Here is a 21,425-nt window from a genome sequence, read left to right as displayed (position 1 = left end):
TTTACCTCCTGGATTCGCCGTCGGCGGCAGGTTTGGCCTCACCTCCCGCCTTGCGGTCGACTTTGGTGATTTTCGGGTTGGTCCAGGTTCCGTCGATATGAAACTCCTGGGTCGCAGCCTCGCTCAACGGACGCCGCAGGAAATACTGGGCCAGAAAGGAGCCCAACCCGATGGCCGGGTTGATCACGGTCGCAATCAGCGACGCCGTGCCGGCATTGATTTCCGGCACCACCACCACTCTGAGATCCTGCGTTTCCTTTGCAATGTCGGCGGAACCTTCCATCAGAACAGCCGCATTGACACCTTTCATCTGCAGATTGTTGGTCGATGCCAGCCCCTGGGCGATGGTCACATCGCCACGCACGAAGTCAAATGAAAACCCGTCGGAGAAAACGTCGCGGAAGTCCAGCGTCAGGCGCCGGGGCAAGGCCTGCAGGCTGAGCACACCCAGCAGCTTGGCTATACCGGGATCAGCCTTCAGGAACTGGCCGGAGGCAACATTCACGTTGAACTGCCCGTTCAGGCTGGGATAGTCCAGGCCCAGCGGCGAGCCTATCCAGGCAATCTGGCCTTCCAGTTTTCCTTTGCCGCGGCGAATAACGTCGGTCATGCCGAAACGTTTGAGCAGTTCCCCTGAATCGGCAATGTCGAGCTTGAAATTCATCACCGTCCGCCGCCGCTCGGCGCCTGCCCGGACGCCACCCGAAACAGGCTGCTGCGCATTGACCGCCACCCAGTTGCCGGTGGCTGTCAAGGTGGCTTCCGGCACGATGACATTGAGCTTGTTCAAGCGCCACTCCCGTACACCGCCTTCGCGGGCCACTGTGCCGGCACCACGATTGACTGCGTCAATTTCAACCCGGCCCAGTTTTTTGCCGCGCAGCTCCAGGTCTTCCACCACAATGTCCAATGCCGGGATATTGGCCGGCTGCTCATTGAGAATGGCCTCGACGTCGCTGGCCGTGCTCTGGCCCAGGCTCAAGCGTGACAGCCGCCCATAGAGCCGCCCTGAGCCCGCCCCGCCTGGCTGACGAAACTCCACGTAACCATTGAGCTCGGCAGCATCGATGTTGGCACGCCAGGTCAGGCCGTCGCGCGATCCGCCAAGAACAACATTGTTGAGCTTTCGGCCTTCCAGAACGAGTTCGCGGGCACGTATGGCCATGGTGGTAGGCAGATAGCTCAACATGGCACTGGCCGGCGTCAGGCGTTCGTCGCCTGCAGGGGAAGGTCCAGCCACCGCGCCGGTGGCAAGCACCTTTTCCCACGCATCAAGGTCAAAGCTCGCCAGATTCACGTTGGCGGCGACGCCGGTGTCAGACAAAGGTGCACTTTCGCCAGGCTCCAGGCCAATGGCAATACCTCCGCGCAAAACACGCGGCTCCGCCCCGCTGATGTCGCGCACATACAGCACCGAAGCCAGACGGCCCAGAGTCAGTGACACCTGATCCTGCAGGGCTTGACCCGTCCCGGTTGACCCGCGCAACACCGTGTTTTCAAAACGCACGGGCAGCGCGGTTTCGGCGCTCTTGTTCAGGGGCGCAGGCAAGCTCAGGGCCATGCCCTGCAGATTGCTGGACACACTGATCTCGGCCACACCACGCCCGAAGCCCAGGCTGGCGGTGTAGGCCGTGCTGCCATTGACGTTGCGCGCGAGGCGGGACGCCAGGTCAAGCTCTTTGGCCTGACGCAACCCTTCCGCGGTGAGAGTGCCCTGCGCCCGAATAAGCACGCTGGCATCCGGAAATTCAACAGCGCTGCGTGCCTGACCCACCGGAGGGGACCGCGTGCCCCCCTCCAGCCGGACATCACCGCCCAGCATCCGCGCCTGGCCACCGCTGATCGAAAACCCGCTTTCGGAGAAAGTAACCAGCCCCTTTGCGCGCGTCAACTGCGGCGTATTCGGCGCAAACCGCATCTCGTTGCCCGCGAGGGTGACACTGCCCTGCACGCGGGACTTCTCGATGTTGGCCAGGGGAAGGCTAAGGGAGAGCTTGTAGTCGGCCATGCCACCTGCCACTGTTTTGGCCAGCGCCTGGTCGGTGATGCCACTCAATGGGGAGCTGTTCACCACACCTACGGCCTCCGCCAAGGGACCTTTCAGGTCGGCCGTTACCTGCACAGTGGCCGCGTGCATCAGGTCGGGGATGCGGGCATCCGCCTTGAGTACCTGCAACCCAGGGAAGCCGGCCACCCGGCCGACAGCACCGTTGACCTGCATGGAAGCCCGGTCAAACACCAGCTCGCCATCAAGCTCACTCAAGGCGGGCCAGGCATTGGCCTCCTTCGGTTGCACCGATTTCGGCACATAGGCAAAGCCAGCCTTGCCCACTTTGGCAGAGACTCTGAATTCGCCTTTTTTCGGATCGGAAAACGGCATGTCCATCAGGTCGCCCTTGACCTTGAACTTCACGTCACTGAGAGCGCCTTCGGTGACAGCGTCACGCACGTAATGGCGCACCGTGGCGGGCAGGATCAGCGGCAGGTAGCGGTGCACCTTGCTGCCATCTCCGCGGCTGAGACTGCCCTGCAGGTCCAGCACGCCGGGAAAGCGGCCGTCCGACACGTCAGCACCCGCCGCAGGAACCGGCGCTGCTTCAGCGGTATGCCAGCCGGCCTGCGCGCTGCCCTGAGCGTCCGCGTTGGCAAACAGCATGTTGCGCAACTGGACGTCGATTTTGGGCCCGCTCACTTTCCACTGAGCATCAGCCGAGAAGCTGTCAAGCAGCACATGTGGATCTTCAAAGATGCCCGGCAAATTAATCTCGCCGTTGCCGATCCGGACTTTGGCATTTCCGCCCTGATGAGTCAAATCGAAGTCCACAGCCGCGCCGCGCACGCCCGGCCTGTTGGGGGTACCCGGCCCGGCCAACTGCGCGGCCACCTCGAGCTGCGTAACCCGGCCCTTGGCGGCGTAGGTTACAGGCGCCTGCAGTGGCCCTTGCCACCTTGCTTCTACCGAGTCCACCAGCCCCTTGGGAGAAAGGGTGACAAGCATGGCATGCGCCGCGTCGCCCAGTGGTAGCCGGCCGGCGATCAATGCAAGGGCAGCCAGATCCAGCTTGTCGGCCTTGAGTTCGCCCCGCGCGGGTGAGCGGCCCTCCGCACTGTTATAGATAAGGGCCAAGTTGCCGCCGGGCCACTGCAAGCCATCCCGGGTACGGAACTGCAGGCCTTCGGTGGCAAATTCGAACCCACCTGCAAATTGCCTTCCGCCGACCCGGCCGCTGACCGCCTGCAGAGCCAGAGATTGCAAGGCCTTCCCAAGCTGCACATCCACCTCCAGCAGTGCAACATCGGCCGTGCCACCGGTGATCTGCCCCTCGCTGACATCAACCCAGGCCCGAAGTGCGCCACTGCCGGCCCTCAGGTCGATGCCCAGGCTGTCGAGGCTGGCGTAACGTTTGACCTCAGAAGCGTCAACACGCGAGAACTCGGCATAAAGCTGGCCAACCCACTTGCGCCACTCACCAGCATCGCTTGACCACAGCGGCTCGCGGAACACAGCGCGCAGGCTGAAGCGGTCGCCCCAGGCGGGCGGTGGCGTCGCATCCAGACGCATCAGGTGGCGTCGCCCGGGGTTGCGCAGCGTCCAGTCCACTTGCGTCAACGCCAGCACCGGCGCCCGTCGCATGTCGTCGGTCCAGCGCACAGTACCACCACGGATGACAAACTCGGTCTGGGAAAAAAACCAGTCGGCGATGGCGCTGCTGTCCCGCCCGGCGTCCAGCGACACATCCAGGCCAGCCACAAGGATTTTCCCGTCCGCGGTGCGGTGGATATCCAGCTCCGGCTGGTCTATGTAAAGCTGCTCGAAACCCAGCCCCCAAAGCGAGGAGGGTGATACCGCGGCCAATACACGCGGCAAGCGCAGGGCTTCACGCCCCTGCGTATCCAGCAGCGCAACGTCTCGCAATTCGAAAGACGGGATCAGCCCTCCAGGTCGGGCTGTGATCTGCCCTATGCGCACGGGTACACCCAACGCCTGGCTGGCAATGGTTTCCATGCGCGGGCGAAACTCACCGATTCGCGGCACAATCCAGCCGTGAAGTACGGCCCAGGCCATACCGAAGAGAATCCAGAAAGCCAGCACCAAGCCCAGGGCCAGACGCGCAACAAACGCGGCAATTTTGAGACGTTTGGAGGCAGGCGCTGGCTGAGTGAGTGTGGTTTGATCCATTGGCATGAGAATTATGACCTTCAGCGCTTCCGTCCGTTCCACGCCACTCCGGCGAGTTTAGTGATGTTCATGCCATCGCCCGAACTTTCGGACATGCCAGAGACGGCATCAGGCTATTCCCGCTTTGTCCAGCGCATACGGCGGCGCTATTCCGAACAGCTTGCCTTGTTGCCCGAAGGGGCGCCGGTGCGTGCCACCATGCAAACAGCCTATGAGGCCCTGCAGGCGCAGGGCCTGGACACCGGCGCTGCCCTGCGGGTGTTGCGCCAGCTCGTCATGGAGCGCCTGGTGGTTCTTGATTGTGATCATGAAGCCCCCACGCTTGTCGCTTCGCGTACTGCGCTGCCCCCCGAGGGGGCGCTGCGCCTGCGGCCCGGCGAAGCCGGTTCCGCGGCCCCGGCTGATGGAGACCCCGCCCGCGCCTTGATCGCTGCGGGGGTGGCTCTGGAAGTCGTGACCCGAGCCATGACGGAGTTGGCGGAGCTGGCCCTGGACATTGCGATTTGCGCATCCCGCCCACCCCTCGATGCTTTGCATGGTGTGCCCCAGGTGCCTGGCGTGCCTGGTTCACGAGCCCAGTTGTGGATCGTCGGCATGGGCAAGCTCGGCGCCAGGGAACTCAATGTTTCCAGCGACATCGACCTGATCTACGTGTACGACCACGATGGAGAAACCACCGGACAGACAGGTGGGCGAGGTGTCATCTCCAACCATGAATACTTTGCGCAGCAGGTCAAGGCCATCTACAACCTGATCGGGGAAACCACGGAACACGGCTTTGTATTCCGGGTCGACCTCGCTTTGCGGCCCAATGGCAATTCCGGGCCGGCCGCAATTTCTCTGGGGGCACTGGAGGAGTATTTTCAGGTCCAGGGCCGCGAATGGGAGCGTTTTGCCTGGCTCAAGAGCCGGGTGGTGGCGCCGCTGGAATGCATTCAAAACTGTTCGGCCCAGGCGCTGCGAGGCTCCGTGCTGCCGTTTGTGTTCCGGCGCTACCTCGATTACAACGTTTTCGATTCACTGCGCATCCTGCACCGGCAGATCCGGGAACATGCGTCCAAACGTGCGGCCGGCCACCCCGAACGCGCCAACGATGTGAAGATGTCGCGTGGCGGCATCCGTGAAATTGAATTCACCGTGCAGTTGCTGCAAGTGGTGCGTGGCGGGCAATTCCCCGAGTTACGCACACGGCCGACCCTGGATGCGTTGCAGCGGGTAGCCAGCGCCGGCCTGATGACGCAGGCCACAGCCGAGGCGCTGATGCGTGCCTACAATTTTTTGCGGCGCGTCGAGCACCGCATCCAGTACCTGGACGATCAGCAAACCCATGTACTGCCCACCCGCGACGATGACCTGGCCTGGATTGCCCGGACCCTGGGCTACAGCAATTGCTGCGCTTTCCTCAGCGAGCTGGACACCCACCGGGAACTGGTGGCCCAGGAGTTTGACACCCTGCTGGGCAAGAAAAAAGACTGCAAGGGCTGCGGAAAATCGGCTCCTGCAGCCCCGCAGGATCTTGAAGAACTTCTGGAAAAACTTTCCCAGACCTGGCCCGAAAAATTCAAGACGCGGCTGGAACTGTGGCGAACGCACCCTCGCGTGCTGGGCCTGCGCGATGACGCGCGGGCGCGGCTGACCAGTCTGGTGCAGCGTACTGCCCTGTGGCTGACCGAAGGACGGGTCGACGAGGATGCGGCGGTACGCATCATTGACTGGATCGAGCCCCTGCTGCGCCGCGAAAGCTACCTGGCATTGCTGCTGGAGCGGCCGGCGGTACATGAGCGGCTGCTGCGCCTGCTGGGCGCGGCCAAATGGCCTGCACGTTATCTGCTGCAGCACCCGGGCGTCATCGACGAGCTGGCCAGTGACGCCATGCTGCATGAGCGTTTTGACAGCGCTGCCTTCACGCAGGAACTGCAGCAGCGTTTGACTGCCCTGCGGCGAACCGGCGAGGATGACGAGGAAACCTGCCTGAACCTGCTGCGCCGCGCGCACCACGCCGAAGTGTTCCGTACATTGGCGCGCGATGTTGAAGGCGCGCTGACGGTCGAGCAGGTCGCTGACGACCTCAGCACCCTGGCCGAAACCGTGCTCAAGATCACAGCCGCCTGGTGCTGGCAGCACCTGAAGAACCGTCACAGGGAAACACCCCGGTTCGCCATCATTGCTTACGGCAAACTGGGCGGCAAGGAGCTTGGCTACGGCAGCGACCTCGATATTGTGTTTGTTTATGAAGACGATGACGAACGCGCTCCCGAGGTCTATGCGGCCTTTGTTCGCAAGCTGATCAACTGGCTGACCATCAAGACCAGCGAAGGCGACCTGTTTGAGATCGACACCGCGCTGCGGCCGAATGGCAACTCCGGGCTGCTGGTCACCCGCTTCGAAGCCTATGCGGCCTACCAGCAGCAGCGCGGCAGCAATACCGCCTGGACCTGGGAACACCAAGCCATCACGCGCGCGCGTTTTGTTCTCGGTGAAGAGGATGTAGCCCCCATACTTGCTGCGCTGCATGCGGCATTGACGCCCCAGGGAGAAGAGCCTGTGCGGGATAACCGCCCGGCTCACTCACTCCGGCAGCGCTTCGACGAGGTGCGGCTGGCCGTGATCACCGCGGTCCGTGACATCCCGGCCCTGCAGCACGAAATTGTGACCATGCGCCAGAAGGTACGTGCAGCGCATCCGATCAAGGGAGAAAAAACCGGCGAGAAGTTCGACGTCAAGCACAGCCCCGGCGGCATGGTTGATGTTGAATTTGTCGTGCAGTTTCTGGTGTTGTCCCGGTCACGCGAGCACTCCGGGCTTGTCGACAACGTCGGCAACATTGCCCTGCTGCAGCGGGCCGAGGTTGCCGGTTTGTTACCTGCGGGCGTGGGCGAGGCCGCGGCTGGCGCCTATCGCAAATTGCGCCGCGTACAACACCGCGCGCGCCTGAATGAAAACCCGACCCAGGTCACCCCGCCGGATTTGCAGGCCGAGCGCAACGCCGTGCTTGCCCTGTGGGCTGCAGTGCTCGGAGAGCCCTGAAGAACCCGGCCATGTTTCGGCACCGCAGCTAACGGCGCCGAAACCCGGTCTCCGGCTACCTGCCCGTGAAGGGCGGTGTCCGGCCCGAGTGGCACTGAACCTGCCTTTACGCGGTTGGCTTGTATTCAATTGAAACAGTTGTTCTAATTAAATCAATCGATTGATTTACGTGCTCTAATCGGGCGCATGAAATCCGCCTCTCCCACCTCGCCAGCCGCCGCCAGCACCAGCCCCGAGGTCCGCCGGCAGCGCTCCGACGGCGCCGAGGCCAGGTCTCACTTGCTGCTCACCGCCTTGCGGCTGTTTGCCGAAAGGGGGTTTACCAAAACCTCAACCCGCGAAATTGCGCTGGCAGCCGGGGTGAATATTGCCGCCATCAGCTACTACTTCGGCGACAAGGCCGGGCTTTACCGCGCCGTCTTCACCGAACCCATGGGCAGCGCCAAGGATGACATCGGGCTCTACGACCAGCCCGGCTTCACCTTGCGGCAGTCCTTGCAAGGTTTTGTCGCCAGTTTTTTGAATCCGATGAAACAAGGCGAGTTCATACAACAGTGCACCCGCCTGCATTTTCGCGAGATGCTGGAGCCTACCGGGGTCTGGGCTGAAGAACTCGACCAGGGCATCAAGCCCGCCCACGCCGCGCTGGTGGCCGTGCTCGGCCGGCACCTGGGCGTGACCCGGCCCGATGATGATCTGCACCGGCTGGCCTTCAGCATCACCGGCCTGGCCTTGCAGATGTACGTTACCCGCGACGTGATCGAAGGTGTGCGACCGCAGCTGCTCGCCACGCCGAAAGCCATTGACCTGTGGGCGGCCCGCCTGGTGGATTTTTCCGAGGCCATGGTCGCTGTTGAACTGGCCCGGCGCCAGTCCCTTACTTCCGCCAAGAAAAGCAAAACATGAAGATAAACCGTCTGATTGCCCCTGGGCTGGTTCTGATGCTCGGCGCCTGCGCGCTGCATTCACCACCCGACAAGGTCTCTGCCAACACGCCTTCGCAGTGGTTCGCCCCCTTGCCCGCGCAAGTCCAGGCGGCCGGGCTTCCCCACAACGGGACGCTGACCGATTTGACGCAGTGGTGGCAGCAGCAGGGCGACCCGCTGCTGGTGGAGCTGATCAATGCCGCGCAGGCTGTGAGCCCCAGCGTGGCAACGGCACGTTCGCGCATCGAGCAATCCCGTGCCACGCGGGTGGCGGCCGGCGCGGCCCTGCTGCCCTCGCTCGACGCCACGGCGAGCATCAGCCGCGGCCGCACGCAGCCAGCCACCGGGCCCGGCGCCGCGCCCGTGATCACCACGACGCAAGCGGGTTTACAGACCGCTTGGGAAATCGACGTGTTTGGTGGCAAGCGGGCCGGCCGCGATGCTGCCAGCGAGCGCCTGGCCGGTGCCCAGGCGCAGTGGCACGATGCGCGCGTCTCGGTGGCGGCCGAGGTTGCCAACCAGTATTACAGCCTGCGCACCTGCAAGCAGCTTGAAATCGTGACGCAGTCCGATGCCACTTCGCGCGGCGAAACCGCCCGTCTGTCTGACCTCAGCACCAAGGCAGGTTTCACTGCACCGGCCACCGACGCCCTGGCGCGTGCCAGCGCCGCCGAGGCCAGCGCCCGCGCCACGCAGCAACGTGCCCAATGCGAGCTGGACATCAAGGCGCTGGTGGCCTTGACTGGGCTCCCCGAGCCGGACATCAGACAAAAAGTGGCTTTAGCCCCCGAACCACGGGCGCAAGCAGCTATGTTTTCAATAGCGTCCGTGCCGGCCGATGCGCTGACCCAGCGCCCCGATGTGTTCAATGCCGAACGCGAAGTGGCGGCCGCCAGCGCCGATGTCGGCAGCGCCCAGGCCGAGCGTTACCCGCGCCTGAGCCTGAGCGGCTCCATCGGCAACTCGCGTTTTCGCACAGGCGGCGTGACCACCACGCTGGACACCTGGTCCATCGGCCCGCTCGCGCTGACCTTGCCGCTGTTTGACGGCGGACGCCGCGCGGCGGACGTGGACGCGGCCCGGGCGCGTTACGACGAAGCGGCAGCGCTTTACCGCGCCCGCGTGCGGCAGGCCGTGCGCGAGGTCGAGGAAGCCCTGGTCAATCTGCAAAGCACGGCCGCACGCGAGGGCGATGCGCAAACCGCGGTGGCCGGCTACCGGGCATCCTTCACCGGCACCGAAGCGCGTTACCGCAACGGCTTGGCCAGTCTGGTGGAACTGGAAGATGCACGCCGCCTGCAGCTGGGCGCGGAGACCACGCTGGCCTCGCTGCAGCGTGAGCGCCTGTCGGCCTGGGTGGCGCTGTACCGCGCCATGGGCGGCGGCTGGACGCCGGCCATGGCCGGCCCCGAAGCCAGCCCTTCAGCATCTTCCAACGTGCAGGCCACACCGGCCAGGCCCTGAGCTTTTTTCTCCCTCTTACTGTCCCTGTTTGATTCCAAGAACATCATGAACAAATTCAAACTCAAACCTGTTGCCGTGATCGCCATCCTTGTTGTTGCTGTGGCAGCAGGCGTCTTCTTTTTCTTTTCTTCCTCCGAAAAATCCGGGGAGGCTGAAGCAGACGCCAAGGCCACGCCCAAGCCGGCCCTGACGGTGACCACCGCCCAGCCCCAGCCGGCACGCCTGACCATTGCGCTGGCAGCCAACGGCAACATCGTGGCCTGGCAGGAGGCCATCATCGGCTCCGAGTCGAACGGCTTGCGCCTGACCGATGTGCGAGCCAATGTCGGCGACGTGGTGAAAGCCGGACAGGTGCTTGCAACCTTTTCGACCGAGAGCGTGCAGGCCGACGTGGCCCAGGCGCGTGCCAGCCTGCTGGAGGCCCAGGCCAGCGCATCCGACGCGGCGGCCAACGCCGAACGCGCCCGCACGCTGCAGAACTCGGGCGCGCTGAGCACCCAGCAGATCAACCAGTACCTGACCACCGAAAAAACCGCGCGGGCGCGCGCCGAGGCAGCGCAGGCCGTGCTGGACGCGCAGCAGCTGCGCGGCAGACAGACCCAGGTGCTGGCCCCCGACAGCGGCGTGATCTCGGCACGCACGGCCACCGTGGGTGCGGTCGTCAGCTCCGGCACCGAACTTTTCCGTCTGGTCCGCAAGGGCCGGCTCGAATGGCGTGCCGAAGTGACCTCGGCCGAGCTCGGCCGCATCACCACCGGCACCACAGCCGTCATCCGGCCGGCCAGCGGCGGCGAGCTGCGCGGCCGTGTGCGCATGATTGCGCCGACGGTTGATCCGCAGACACGCTCGGCGCTGGTTTACGTAGACCTGCCAGCCTCGGCGGGCAAGGATGCACCGGCCAAGGCCGGCATGTTCGCCCGCGGCGAATTCAACCTCGGCACGTCGGAAGCGCTGACGGTACCGCAACGCGCCATCGTGGTCCGCGACGGTTTCAACTTCGTCTTCCAGCTGGACGCCAACAACCGGGTCAGCCAGGTCAAGGTGCAGACCGGCCGGCTGGTGGGTGACCGGGTGGAGGTGGTCTCCGGTCTGACAGCCGATGCGCGCATCGTGGTCGACGGCGCCGGCTTCCTCAACGACGGCGACGTTGTCCGCATCACAGCCGCGCCAGAGGCTGCAGCCGGAACTTCCAAGCAAAATACGTCACCAGCCCCCGTTGCACCTGCCTCGGCAGCTAGCAAATAAGGAGCGTCACGATGAATGTTTCCTCCTGGTCGATCAAAAACCCGATTCCCGCGGTGATGCTGTTTGTGCTGCTGAGCTTCGGCGGCATGTTGTCCTTCAAGGCCATGAAGGTGCAGAACTTTCCCGACATCGACCTGCCAACGGTCAGCGTGTCGGCCTCGCTGCCAGGCGCCGCGCCCGCCCAGCTTGAAACCGAGGTGGCGCGCAAGCTTGAAAATTCGATTGCCACGGTGCAGGGCCTCAAGCACATCTATACCAAGGTGCAGGACGGTGGTGTGACGATCACGGCTGAGTTCCGCCTCGAAAAACCGGTACAGGAAGCCGTGGACGATGTGCGCTCGGCCGTGGCGCGCGTGCGCTCCGATCTGCCCGGCGATGTGCGCGACCCCATCGTCAGCAAGGTGGACCTGGCCGGCCAGCCCGTGCTGGCCTTCACTGTGGCTTCGGGCCGCATGGACCCCGAGGCGCTGTCCTGGTTTGTCGACAACACCATCTCGCGCAAGCTGCTCGCCGTGCGCGGCGTGGGCGCTGTCAACCGCGTGGGCGGCGTGACGCGTGAGGTGCGCATCGCGCTCGATCCGTCCAAGCTGCAGGCGCTGGGCGCCAGTGCCGCCGACATCTCTCGCCAGCTCAAGCAGGTGCAAACCGAAAGCGCTGGCGGCCGCACCGACCTGGGCGGCAGCGAACAACCCGTGCGCACCCTGGCCACGGTGAAATCCGCCGAAGAACTGGCGCGGATGGAACTCTCGCTAACGGACGGCAGGCGCATCCGGCTTGACCAGGTGGCGACCGTCACCGATACCTATGCCGACCCGCGGTCGGCGGCGCTGCTCGACGGCAAGCCGGTGGTTGGTTTTGAAGTTGCTCGCAGCCGCGGCGAAAGCGAAGTGGCGGTTGGTGCCGCCGTGCAGGTGGCCCTGGCCGAACTCAAGACGCAACACCCCGACCTGGTGCTGACCGAGGCCTTCAACTTCGTCAAACCGGTGGAAGAAGAATACGACGGCTCGATGGCGCTGCTTTACGAAGGTGCGCTGCTGGCGGTGCTGGTGGTCTGGCTGTTCCTGCGCGACTGGCGCGCCACTTTTGTGTCGGCTGTGGCGTTGCCGCTGTCGGTGATCCCGGCTTTCATCGGCATGTACCTGCTTGGGTTTTCGATCAACGTGGTGACGCTGCTGGCGCTTTCGCTGGTGATCGGCATCCTGGTCGACGATGCGATTGTCGAGGTGGAAAACATCGTGCGCCACCTGCGCATGGGCAAGACGCCCTACCAGGCGGCGATGGAGGCGGCCGACGAGATTGGTCTCGCGGTGGTGGCCACCACCTTCACGCTGATTGCCGTGTTTTTGCCGACGGCCTTCATGAGCGGTGTGGCCGGCAAATTCTTCAAGCAGTTCGGCTGGACCGCCTCGCTGGCAGTGTTCGCCTCGCTGGTGGTGGCGCGCGTGCTCACGCCCATGATGGCGGCCTACATCCTCAAGCCCATCGTCGGCGACCACAAGGACCCGGGCTGGATGCGCGTTTACATGCGCTGGGCGACGTGGTGCCTGAAGCACCGCGTGCTCACCATGGTGGCTGCCACGCTGTTTTTCTTCGGCTCCATCATGCTGATTCCACTGCTGCCTACCGGCTTCATCCCACCGGACGACAACTCGCAGACCCAGGTTTATATCGAGCTGCCGCCCGGTTCCAGCCTGGCGCAAACCAAGGCTGCAGCCGAGCACGCGCGCCAACTCGTCAGCAAAGTCGAGCATGTACGCAGCGTCTACACCACCATAGGCGGCGGTAGCGCGGGCACCGACCCGTTTGCCATGGCCGGCGCGGCAGAAACGCGCAAGGCCACCCTGACGGTGCTGCTGACCGAGCGGACCGAGCGGCCGCGCAAGCAGGGCATTGAAAACAAGATGCGCGCGGCCCTGGAAGCACTGCCCGGTGTGCGCACCAAGGTCGGCCTGGGCGGCTCGGGCGAAAAATACGTGCTGGTGCTGACCGGCGAAGACCCGGTGGCCCTGCAGGCCGCGGCGCTGGCCGTGGAAAAAGACTTGCGCACCGTCCCCGGCCTGGGCAGCGTGGCGTCCACCGCCAGCCTGATCCGGCCCGAGATCGCGGTGCGGCCCGACTTTGCACGTGCGGCCGACCTCGGTGTGACCAGCGCAGCCATCGGCGAGACGCTGCGCATCGCAACCCTGGGGGACTACGACGTGTCGCTGCCCAAGCTCAACCTGCCGGAGCGTCAGGTGCCGATTGTGGTGAAACTCGACGACGCGGCACGCAAGGACCTGAGCGTTCTGGAGCGCCTGTCTGTGCCGGGCACCAAAGGCCCGGTGATGCTGGGCCAGGTGGCGACGCTGGAGATTGCCGGTGGGCCGGCCGTGATAGACCGCTACGACCGTTCGCGCAACGTCAACTTCGAAATCGAACTGTCCGGCTTGCCGCTGGGCGACGTGACCAAGCTGGTTCAGGAACTGCCTGCCGTGAAAAACCTGCCGGCCGGCGTCAAGGTGGTGGAGATCGGCGATGCCGAAGTCATGGGCGAGCTGTTTGCCAGCTTCGGTCTGGCCATGCTGACCGGTGTGCTCTGCATCTACATCGTGCTGGTGCTGCTGTTCAAGGACTTCCTGCACCCGGTGACGATTCTGGCCGCTCTGCCGCTGGCACTGGGCGGGGCGTTCGTCGGCCTGCTGATTGCGCAGAAAAGCTTTTCCATGCCGTCGCTGATCGGACTGATCATGCTGATGGGTATTGCCACCAAGAACTCCATCCTGCTGGTCGAGTACGCCATCGTCGCGCGACGCGACCACGGCATGACCCGGATGGAAGCGCTGCTGGACGCCTGCCACAAGCGGGCCAGGCCCATCATCATGACCACCCTGGCCATGGGCGCCGGCATGATGCCGATTGCCATTGGCTTCGGCGCGGCCGATCCGAGCTTCCGCTCGCCGATGTCGATTGCGGTGATCGGCGGCCTGATCACGTCCACCGTGCTGAGCCTGCTGGTGGTGCCTGCCGTGTTCACTTACATCGACGACATCGAGCATGGCTTCAGGCGCCTGGCGGCACGTGTGCGTGGCCGCCGTTACGAGCCGCCGGAGGCAGGGAACCGGAAGCTGGCTTCCGAGGTTAGGCCGGCGGAATTGCCGGCACCGTAAAACAGGGCGCCAAAGGGAGGTAGCGAGGGCTTGTGAACAAAATCAGGCCTTTGCCCTTGATAGGCGGACACAGTCAGCTATCTATTCAATAGCATTTGAGAGGTGGACTGCAAGTGCTTCAGGGCTGCTGCCGGATCTTTTTCACCAGCGCCGTTGTTGAATAGCCGTCCACAAACGGAATGGCCAGCGCATTGCCGCCGTAACTTTTGACCACGGCGGTTTCGGCGAGCTTGTCCATGTCGTAGTCACCTCCCTTGACCAGGATGGCGGGCTTGAGTTCGGTGATGAGCTCCAGCGGGGTGTCTTCGTCAAACCAGGTGACGAGGCTGACCGACTCGAGCGCGGCCATCAGCACGGCGCGGTCTTCCTCATTATTCAGCGGACGGTCTGGGCCCTTGCCAAGGCGCCGCGCCGAGGCGTCGGTGTTGAGCGCCACCACCAGACTGCCGCCAAGGGCCCGCGCATTGGCCAGGTAAGTCGCGTGGCCGCGGTGCAGTACATCGAACACGCCATTGGTGAACACTACCGGCCGCGGCAGCGCCGCCACACGTTTTGCCGCTTCGGCGCGCGCGACAATTTTTTTTGTGAAGGGCGGTGGGGAAGTGGGCGACGCGCTTTGCATCACGCGACTTTACCGGAAGGCCGTGACCACCATCTCGACCAGCAGGCCGCCATCGAGCTGGGCGCCAATTACCGCGCGTTGCGGCCAGGTCGCACTGTCATCGCCAATCCACTCGCGCCAGGCGGCATCCAGCACGGGTTTGTGCTGGAAGTCGGTCAGGAAAATCTGCACACTGAGCAAGCTGGCGCGCGAAGCGCCCACGTGTGCAAGGTGGGCGTCGAGCATGGCGAGGGTTTGCGCGAGCTGTCCGGCGAAATCCAGCCCGGCATCGCTCGCATTCGCCACTGCAAACACCTGAGCATCCCGGGCAACCACGCGGCTGCGGCCGCCCGCTGCGCTCGGCCAGCGCAGGTCCTGCATCAGGCGCCGTTAGGGGCGGGCTTGGCAGCCAGTGAGGCTGCGATTTCCCGGCTCAACTCCTTGCGGTAGCGGTTGAGTTCCTGCACGGTCTTGAAGCTCTGGTTCATCAGCAGGCTCATGTTGTGCAGGATGCGTTCGACCACTTTGCCTTCCCAGACGGCATCAAAATTGATCTGCTTGTCCAGCCAGTGTTCCAGCCACTCAGGGTTGGGCAGGCGCGACTGGATGGTGTCACGTGGGAACAGGCTTTTGTTGACATGCAGGTTGGTCGGGTGCAGAGCCTGCGCGGTACGGCGGGCACTGGCCATGAGCACACCGACCTTGGTGAAGGCGGCCTTGGCGTCATTGCCGAAGTTGTTGATGGCGCGTTTCATGTAACGCAGGTAGGCGCCGCCGTGGCGCGCCTCGTCCTGGCTGAGCTGGGTGTAGATCTGTTTGATAACGGGCTCGGTGTGCCACTCGCTGGCGCGCCGGTACCAGTGGTTCAGGCGGATCTCGCCGCAGAAATGCAGCATCAGCGTTTCCAGCGCGGGAGCGGGCTCGAATTCAAAGCGCACCTCGTGCAGCTCTTTTTCTGTCGGGGCCAGCTCGGGGCGGAAGCGCCGCAGGTATTCCATCAGCACCAGCGAATGTTTCTGCTCTTCGAAGAACCAGATCGACATGAAGGCGGAAAAATCGCTGTCGTCCTTGTTATCACGCAGGAACATCTCGGTGGCCGGCAGAGCCGACCACTCGGTGATGGCATTCATCTTGATGGTCTGGGCCTGCTCGTCGGTCAGCCTGGACGCGTCGAAACTAGACCAGGGGATGTCCTTGTCCATGTCCCAGCGGACCGATTCCAGTTGTTTGAAGAGTTCCGGGTAAAGCATATGGATTCCTTATGCGGCACATGCCGTACTAGATTCAGCCAATTTTAGGGGCTGAATGTGACAACTCTTTTCAACAGGGCCTTTTAGGCCCATTTCGCGAAAGATTCAGGAGGGTTGAGCTCTTTTGAACCTCTTTGGTCCTTCTACACCGTTCCCGTGGCTCTGGATAGCAGCCAATGCCGCCAGAACAGCCGTGACTCGCACGTCGCAATCCTCCGGGCCGCCGGGTCCGGGCACCGGCGCTGCGAAGTCCAACCGTAGCGTAGGAGGCGCGAATTTAACTTCCTGAAGCTCTTTCGCCGTTAACAAAACTTTACCTCGATTGTTCTGCCGCCAGGGAACTGCCGGGTAATTTTCGAACTCTGATCTTTACCTGTGCCGCTCTCGCTCCACCAAGCATTACATCGGCACCACCTGTTTTTTGTTGCGAAGACTTCCAGACCCTTGTGGTCAGGATGCAATCCCGAGGCGGTTCTCCTCCTCCTCCCTCCCTCCCTTGTTCGCGTCGGGGCGCTTCGCAGCATTTTTATCTTCCAGCGGCTGGGCTGACTTGCCCGGCCTGGGTCTGCTTCCAGGCGACCATTGCCGGCAGACGGCCGCGGAGCCAACGCCGATCTCGCGTTGTTTAAACCTGGCAGTGACCGTGAAAGCCGCCTGCGGGCGAGCAGCTTGCGCTGGATCAGGAAGCGGCTTGCTCCTGTTTTTATAGCTACCTATACCCTCTTGACAAGGGCTAACAGCCAGTTTGACGCTTAAAGCTAGGCGGGCTGGGTGTCGATGAAGCTGGGACGCTGCATCAGCTTTTCATGGAGCCGAGCCAGGTTGGGGTATGACGTGCGCCAGTCGATCTGCGCGAAACGGAAGTCCAGGTAACCCAGTGCACAACCGACCGAGATATCCGACAGGCTCAGATGAATGCCGCTGCAAAAGGGTTTGTCACCCAGGCCAGTGCTCATCGCACGCACGGTGTCATGGATTTTTTTCAACTGGCGATCAATCCACGCCTGACTGCGCTGCTTGTCGTTGCGGCCGGCCCAGGTGGCCTCCAGCCGGGCCAGAATGGCCGCGTCCAGCAGGCCGTCTGCAAGCGCTTCCCAGGTTTTTACCTCGGCGCGTTCACGGCCCTGCACCGGAATAAGCTTGCCGACCGGCGAGAGCGTATCCAGGTATTCGACGATTACGCGCGAATCGAACACGGCCTCTTCAGAGCCGTTGGAGCCTTCCATGACCAGGCAAGGAACCTTGCCCAGCGGATTGGATTCGGACATGCTCGTACCTGCTGCCCAGACATCTTCAAGGACGAACTGGTAGTCGAGCTTTTTTTCAGCCATGACAATGCGCACCTTGCGCACATAGGGGCTGCTATGGGATCCAATGAGTTTCATAAGTCAATCTTTTGTCGTGGGCCAGGGAGCCCGTTTGGCTCACAACGCAACTTTAAAAATTGTGTTGGCCGGACCCAGCCGATTGCATTCTATCGAGTAAGCAGCGCCGGCGGACTGACAGGTACCCGAAAGTACCCAAAGCGGCCCCGGCGCCGACAGGCCGCCCGCCTACAATGACGCCCATGAATCCGTCCACCAGCTTCTCCATCACAGCCCTGTCTCCTCTGGACGGCCGCTACGCCGCCAGGCTTGCCCCTTTGCGCCCCCTGATGTCGGAGCTCGGTTACATGCACCGCCGCGTTCAGGTGGAAGTGGCCTGGTTCATTGCCCTGTCGGATGCGGGTTTTGCCGAATTCAAGCCCCTGAGCCCCGGTGCGCGCACCTACCTGCTGGGGCTGGTCAAGCATTTCTCGGAGGTTGACGCCGCCGCAATCAAGGAAATCGAAAAAACCACCAACCATGACGTGAAGGCAGTCGAATACTGGATCAAGTCCAAATTCGAGGCCCGGCCGGAACTTCAGTCGGCAGCAGAGTTCGTACATTTCGCCTGCACCAGCGAAGACATCAACAACACCAGCCATGCGCTGCAGCTGAAAAGCAGCCGCGAGCAGGTGCTGCTCCCGGCGCTCGACAAGGTCATCAAGCAGTTGCGCGAGATGGCTCATCGCTACGCCGACCAGCCCATGCTCAGCCGCACGCACGGCCAGACCGCCAGCCCGACCACCGTGGGCAAGGAAATCGCCAACGTGGTGGCGCGCCTGGATGTGGCCCGCGACCGCATCGCCGCCATCAAGTTGATGGCCAAAATGAACGGTGCGGTCGGCAACTACAACGCCCACCTGTCGGCCTGGCCGAACTTTGACTGGGAGGCGCTGAGCCGCCGCGTCATCGAATCACCCGAGCCCCTGGGCCTGGGCCTGACTTTTCAGCCCTACAGCATCCAGATCGAGCCGCACGACTACATGGCCGAGCTGTTTGATGCCGTGGCACGCACCAACACCATCCTGATCGACTTCGCGCGCGACGTCTGGGGTTATGTCAGCGTGGGCTACTTCAAGCAGCGCCTGAAAGCCGGTGAAATCGGCTCCAGCACCATGCCGCACAAGGTCAATCCGATTGATTTTGAAAATGCCGAAGGCAACCTCGGCCTGGCCAACGCCTTGCTGCGTCATTTGAGCGAAAAACTGCCGATCAGCCGTTGGCAACGCGACCTCACCGACAGCACCGTGCTGCGCAACATGGGTGTGGCCTTTGGTTACGCCGTGCTGGCCTACAGTTCAATGAGTACCGGCCTGGGCAAGCTCGAACTCAATGAGGAAGCGCTCGCCGAAGACCTGGATGCGTCCTGGGAAGTACTGGCCGAGCCGATTCAGACGGTGATGCGCCGCTACGGGGTGCAGGGCGCCTATGAAAAGCTCAAGGAAGTCACGCGCGGCAAAACAGTGACCGCCGAGGCCCTGCACGAGCTGATCCGTTCGCTGGAAATACCGCAGACGGAGAAAGATCGCCTGCTGGCCGTCACGCCGGGCAGTTACATCGGCAAAGCGGCCGAACTCGCAAAAAGAATCTGAGGCACCCACGGTCGCTCACTGCGTGTAGCTCCCTGCCCCCGAGGGGGCCGCTGCGCCTGCGGGCTGGCAAAGCCAGACCCGCGGCCCCTGCTTGAAAATGCGGGGACCCTGTTTCAGGCGGGCACCGGCATGTCGGCACCACAGGCCCAGCATTGCTCAAAACCACCGTCTACCGTTTCACCGCAGATGCAATGCCAGTGCCGCTGCGGCAGGTTCTGCAGGCTGTGCAGCAAGGCTTCTGCCCGTGGCTTTTCGTGGTCATGCGTCAACCAGACTTCGGGCTGGCACTGGTCCGGCGGTAACTCCCCAGCCACGCTACCGAGAAAGTAGCGCTGCACCGTGGCCGAGAAACCTGCCTGCTGCAGCACGTCGGCCCAGAGTGCCGCAATGGCGATATTGGGAGCGCGTGCAAGGCGAAGCATGCTTCAGTTTACTCCTGAATCCATAGCTGACAATGCCCGCCAGATAAGGAGCAACGAGCGAAAACTCTAAGAATTCAAGGCACCGCCGGCAGGCTGGTCCCGGTTTTCCAGCGCACGATCGGCATAACGGCCGAACCGCCACGCAGTCGCCTCCTGTGTGATGCGCCGCCAGGTGCCGCGTTTGGCGACCGGGCTCATCTCGGGCCAGAGTTGCACCTCTTCAAAAGTGCGGCCACAGCCTTTGCACAACTCGTCACCCTGGCTGGTCGAGCAGATGGCAATGCAGGGCGTATCTGCCGTCGTGTCATACCAGGCCCGCCAGGCCGTCATGGCCGCCAGTGGAAAACCGGTTACATCCGCCTCATCCTCACGGTAGAAAACCAGCAAGGCATAGACCTCGGCCAGGGCTCGCAGTTCGGGCGCAAGAGTTACGCCGTCGGGCGACGGTTTTTTCTCGCGCCAGTAATTGATCGCGGCTTCGATATCGGTAATGTGGACGCCGGGCATTGGAGAAGGAGAAGAGGTGGAAATGTAAACCGCGCGTGCAGGCGCGCCGAGGACAAGGAACTGCCGGACGAAGGATTATCGGCGAGAAGATCTGAGGGAATGCCTGATTCGCGGGAAAGTCCTACAAGAACGGGACTTGCGCTAAATCAAAATCTATCGGTAAAATGCAGGCACGAAGGGGAGTAACTCCCTCGTTTTGCTGCACTACAAGATAAAACAGACCAAACAGCAAAATCGCTACGGCAAGTCGTCATTTCGAAGCTAACGCTTCCGGCTTGCTGGACATGTAGAGACACTGCATGTCGAGCCAGACCTTCGATTGAAACCTGTACAGGTTTGATCGAGGTGCTCGCGGCCTTTTAACCAGCGGCATCCACTCACAGACCTGTCGGTTTCAACGAAGCCGGAAATCCGCCTGCGGATTTTCACGTCGAAACTCGATATGGAGTCTGTGAAACATGGAACTTTTCTCTACCCCCTGGTGGACGGCCCTGCTGGCCATCATCCTGATTGACCTTGTGCTGGCCGGCGACAACGCCATCGTGATCGCACTGGCCGCGCGCAACCTGCCCCCGCATCTGCAGAAAAAAGCGATTGCCTGGGGCGCCGTCGGCGCCATCGCAGTGCGATCGGCCATGACGATAGGCGTGGTGTGGCTTCTCAAAATTCCGGGCCTGATGCTCGTCGGCGGCCTGGGCCTGTTGTGGATCGCTTACAAGCTGCTGGCTGACACCGACGACAAGGAACACGACGGCCCTGCGGCCAGTACCTTCTGGGGTGCGATGAAAACCATTGTGGTGGCCGACGCGCTCATGGGCATTGACAACGTGCTGGGTGTGGCAGGCGCCGCGCACGGCTCATTTGACCTGGTCATCATCGGGCTGCTGGTCAGTGTGCCCATTGTCGTGTTTGGCAGCACCTTGGTGCTCAAGCTGGTCGAACGCTTCCCCGCGATCATCAACATTGGCGCTGCCGTACTGGCCTTCACAGCAGCCAAGATGATTGTGAGCGAGCCGCTGCTTGACGGCATCTACGGCGGCCCCGACGCAATTGCAAGCGCCGAAACCCTGCACAACATCGCCGAATGGGGCACTTATGCCCTGGCCGTCGCCGGCGTGCTGGGCGCGGGCTGGTGGGCCACGCGCCGTACCAAATCCAGTGAGGGGCACAAACTCATCACTGAATAAATACCACCGAGCAAGAGAGAGAGCCAGAGAGTCCGCATAGCACGTAAAACCAAGGAGAACTTTATGGACAACATGATCGTTTACATTGATGAAGCCGCCTACGCATTGAAGATGCTGACGCCGATGCTTCCATCCGGCGAGGGGCGCACACCTACGCGCTGGATCGTGGTCGGCTGTGCGCCGCGCGTTACCCACCACGCCAGCAAATGGGTCACCAACAGCGCACGTCAAAGTTGGCGCGGCAAATGGGCAGAAAAGGTCTTCGCACAGGTCATCCCCTTGCTGCAGGGCCCAGGCGACTCGGTGATCACCCAGGTGGCCAGCGGCCCCCTGTGCGATTTGACAGATTCGCTGATGGCCCAATATGGCTCGGGACGCGTGCTGGACGCACGCCGGCCCAAGCTCGGCCAGGACTTGCCGCCTGTCACACGCCAACAACCCCAAGAAGCGCAAGGCGTATGGGGTTACGCCGCGGTGGTGGCCGGCACCGGCATGCTGCTGGCGGTGGACTGAG

Annotated in this window: 15 protein-coding genes; 8 read left to right on the top strand and 7 right to left on the bottom strand. The window is 62.8% G+C overall.

Going from position 1 to position 21,425, the window contains the following annotated elements:
- Position 1: 1 nt before the first annotated feature.
- Complete coding sequence (locus B0B52_RS00270) at positions 2 to 4,180, bottom strand: YhdP family protein (protein WP_077591598.1); 4,179 nt, start codon at positions 4,178 to 4,180, stop codon at positions 2 to 4.
- 69 nt (positions 4,181 to 4,249) lie between these two features.
- On the opposite strand from B0B52_RS00270, the gene glnE reads away from it, so the two are divergent.
- From glnE to B0B52_RS00245, 5 genes are all read left to right on the top strand, one after another.
- The gene (glnE, locus tag B0B52_RS00265; RefSeq protein WP_254425585.1) at positions 4,250 to 7,207 is read left to right on the top strand and encodes a bifunctional [glutamate--ammonia ligase]-adenylyl-L-tyrosine phosphorylase/[glutamate--ammonia-ligase] adenylyltransferase; all 2,958 of its coding nucleotides are present in this window, start codon (positions 4,250 to 4,252) and stop codon (positions 7,205 to 7,207) included.
- 186 nt (positions 7,208 to 7,393) lie between these two features.
- Positions 7,394 to 8,113, top strand: a complete 720-nt coding sequence (locus tag B0B52_RS00260) for a CerR family C-terminal domain-containing protein (RefSeq protein ID WP_077591597.1) — start codon at positions 7,394 to 7,396, stop codon at positions 8,111 to 8,113.
- A complete protein-coding gene (locus B0B52_RS00255; protein ID WP_077591596.1) occupies positions 8,110 to 9,597 on the top strand; it encodes an efflux transporter outer membrane subunit in 1,488 nt (495 codons plus the stop codon). The genes B0B52_RS00260 and B0B52_RS00255 overlap by 4 nt, the downstream gene beginning before the upstream one ends.
- Before the next feature lie 45 nt (positions 9,598 to 9,642).
- Positions 9,643 to 10,842 carry an efflux RND transporter periplasmic adaptor subunit gene (locus tag B0B52_RS00250; RefSeq protein WP_077591595.1) on the top strand — a complete coding sequence of 400 codons (1,200 nt, stop codon included), beginning with the start codon at positions 9,643 to 9,645 and terminating at the stop codon, positions 10,840 to 10,842.
- Between the two features lie 11 nt (positions 10,843 to 10,853).
- Complete coding sequence (locus B0B52_RS00245) at positions 10,854 to 13,988, top strand: efflux RND transporter permease subunit (protein ID WP_077591594.1); 3,135 nt, start codon at positions 10,854 to 10,856, stop codon at positions 13,986 to 13,988.
- Between the two features lie 118 nt (positions 13,989 to 14,106).
- Here B0B52_RS00245 and rfaE2 read toward each other — a convergent pair whose 3' ends face one another.
- The 4 genes from rfaE2 to B0B52_RS00225 all read right to left on the bottom strand — a co-directional run bounded on the left by rfaE2 (position 14,107) and on the right by B0B52_RS00225 (position 17,224).
- Entirely contained in the window at positions 14,107 to 14,610 is a 504-nt protein-coding gene (gene rfaE2 / locus B0B52_RS00240) for a D-glycero-beta-D-manno-heptose 1-phosphate adenylyltransferase (RefSeq protein WP_077591593.1), read from the bottom strand.
- 9 nt (positions 14,611 to 14,619) lie between these two features.
- Positions 14,620 to 14,970 carry a Rid family hydrolase gene (locus tag B0B52_RS00235; protein ID WP_077591592.1) on the bottom strand — a complete coding sequence of 117 codons (351 nt, stop codon included), beginning with the start codon at positions 14,968 to 14,970 and terminating at the stop codon, positions 14,620 to 14,622.
- Positions 14,970 to 15,839, bottom strand: a complete 870-nt coding sequence (locus B0B52_RS00230) for a ferritin (RefSeq protein ID WP_077591591.1) — start codon at positions 15,837 to 15,839, stop codon at positions 14,970 to 14,972. The genes B0B52_RS00235 and B0B52_RS00230 overlap by 1 nt, the downstream gene beginning before the upstream one ends.
- 758 nt (positions 15,840 to 16,597) lie before the next feature.
- Positions 16,598 to 17,224, bottom strand: coding sequence for a glutathione S-transferase family protein (locus tag B0B52_RS00225; protein WP_077591590.1), 627 nt, complete (start codon positions 17,222 to 17,224; stop codon positions 16,598 to 16,600).
- A gap of 182 nt (positions 17,225 to 17,406) precedes the next feature.
- On the opposite strand from B0B52_RS00225, the gene purB reads away from it, so the two are divergent.
- The gene (gene purB, locus B0B52_RS00220) at positions 17,407 to 18,795 is read left to right on the top strand and encodes an adenylosuccinate lyase (RefSeq protein ID WP_077591642.1); all 1,389 of its coding nucleotides are present in this window, start codon (positions 17,407 to 17,409) and stop codon (positions 18,793 to 18,795) included.
- Between the two features lie 113 nt (positions 18,796 to 18,908).
- Here purB and B0B52_RS00215 read toward each other — a convergent pair whose 3' ends face one another.
- Positions 18,909 to 19,217, bottom strand: a complete 309-nt coding sequence (locus B0B52_RS00215) for a hypothetical protein (RefSeq protein WP_077591589.1) — start codon at positions 19,215 to 19,217, stop codon at positions 18,909 to 18,911.
- Positions 19,218 to 19,283: 66 nt separating this feature from the next.
- Entirely contained in the window at positions 19,284 to 19,724 is a 441-nt protein-coding gene (locus B0B52_RS00210; protein ID WP_077591588.1) for a DUF3717 domain-containing protein, read from the bottom strand.
- 458 nt (positions 19,725 to 20,182) lie between these two features.
- On the opposite strand from B0B52_RS00210, the gene B0B52_RS00205 reads away from it, so the two are divergent.
- Positions 20,183 to 20,911, top strand: a complete 729-nt coding sequence (locus tag B0B52_RS00205; protein WP_077591587.1) for a TerC family protein — start codon at positions 20,183 to 20,185, stop codon at positions 20,909 to 20,911.
- Between the two features lie 63 nt (positions 20,912 to 20,974).
- The gene (locus B0B52_RS00200; RefSeq protein ID WP_077591586.1) at positions 20,975 to 21,424 is read left to right on the top strand and encodes a hypothetical protein; all 450 of its coding nucleotides are present in this window, start codon (positions 20,975 to 20,977) and stop codon (positions 21,422 to 21,424) included.
- The last annotated feature ends 1 nt before the right edge of the window (position 21,425 follow it).

Source organism: Polaromonas sp. A23 (assembly GCF_002001015.1).
GTDB lineage: Bacteria > Pseudomonadota > Gammaproteobacteria > Burkholderiales > Burkholderiaceae_C > Polaromonas.
The sequence above is the reverse complement of the archived record's forward strand: the minus strand, read 5'-3'. Positions and strand labels throughout refer to the sequence as shown.

Excerpts from the sequence above, each read along its gene's own strand:
- B0B52_RS00270 (WP_077591598.1), bottom strand. The coding sequence starts at position 4,180 with ATGGATCAAACCACACTCACTCAGCCAGCGCCTGCCTCCAAACGTCTC.
- glnE (WP_254425585.1), top strand. The coding sequence starts at position 4,250 with ATGCCATCGCCCGAACTTTCGGACATGCCAGAGACGGCATCAGGCTAT.
- B0B52_RS00260 (WP_077591597.1), top strand. The coding sequence starts at position 7,394 with ATGAAATCCGCCTCTCCCACCTCGCCAGCCGCCGCCAGCACCAGCCCC.
- B0B52_RS00255 (WP_077591596.1), top strand. The coding sequence starts at position 8,110 with ATGAAGATAAACCGTCTGATTGCCCCTGGGCTGGTTCTGATGCTCGGC.
- B0B52_RS00250 (WP_077591595.1), top strand. The coding sequence starts at position 9,643 with ATGAACAAATTCAAACTCAAACCTGTTGCCGTGATCGCCATCCTTGTT.
- B0B52_RS00245 (WP_077591594.1), top strand. The coding sequence starts at position 10,854 with ATGAATGTTTCCTCCTGGTCGATCAAAAACCCGATTCCCGCGGTGATG.
- rfaE2 (WP_077591593.1), bottom strand. The coding sequence starts at position 14,610 with ATGCAAAGCGCGTCGCCCACTTCCCCACCGCCCTTCACAAAAAAAATT.
- B0B52_RS00235 (WP_077591592.1), bottom strand. The coding sequence starts at position 14,970 with ATGCAGGACCTGCGCTGGCCGAGCGCAGCGGGCGGCCGCAGCCGCGTG.
- B0B52_RS00230 (WP_077591591.1), bottom strand. The coding sequence starts at position 15,839 with ATGCTTTACCCGGAACTCTTCAAACAACTGGAATCGGTCCGCTGGGAC.
- B0B52_RS00225 (WP_077591590.1), bottom strand. The coding sequence starts at position 17,224 with ATGAAACTCATTGGATCCCATAGCAGCCCCTATGTGCGCAAGGTGCGC.
- purB (WP_077591642.1), top strand. The coding sequence starts at position 17,407 with ATGAATCCGTCCACCAGCTTCTCCATCACAGCCCTGTCTCCTCTGGAC.
- B0B52_RS00215 (WP_077591589.1), bottom strand. The coding sequence starts at position 19,217 with ATGCTTCGCCTTGCACGCGCTCCCAATATCGCCATTGCGGCACTCTGG.
- B0B52_RS00210 (WP_077591588.1), bottom strand. The coding sequence starts at position 19,724 with ATGCCCGGCGTCCACATTACCGATATCGAAGCCGCGATCAATTACTGG.
- B0B52_RS00205 (WP_077591587.1), top strand. The coding sequence starts at position 20,183 with ATGGAACTTTTCTCTACCCCCTGGTGGACGGCCCTGCTGGCCATCATC.
- B0B52_RS00200 (WP_077591586.1), top strand. The coding sequence starts at position 20,975 with ATGGACAACATGATCGTTTACATTGATGAAGCCGCCTACGCATTGAAG.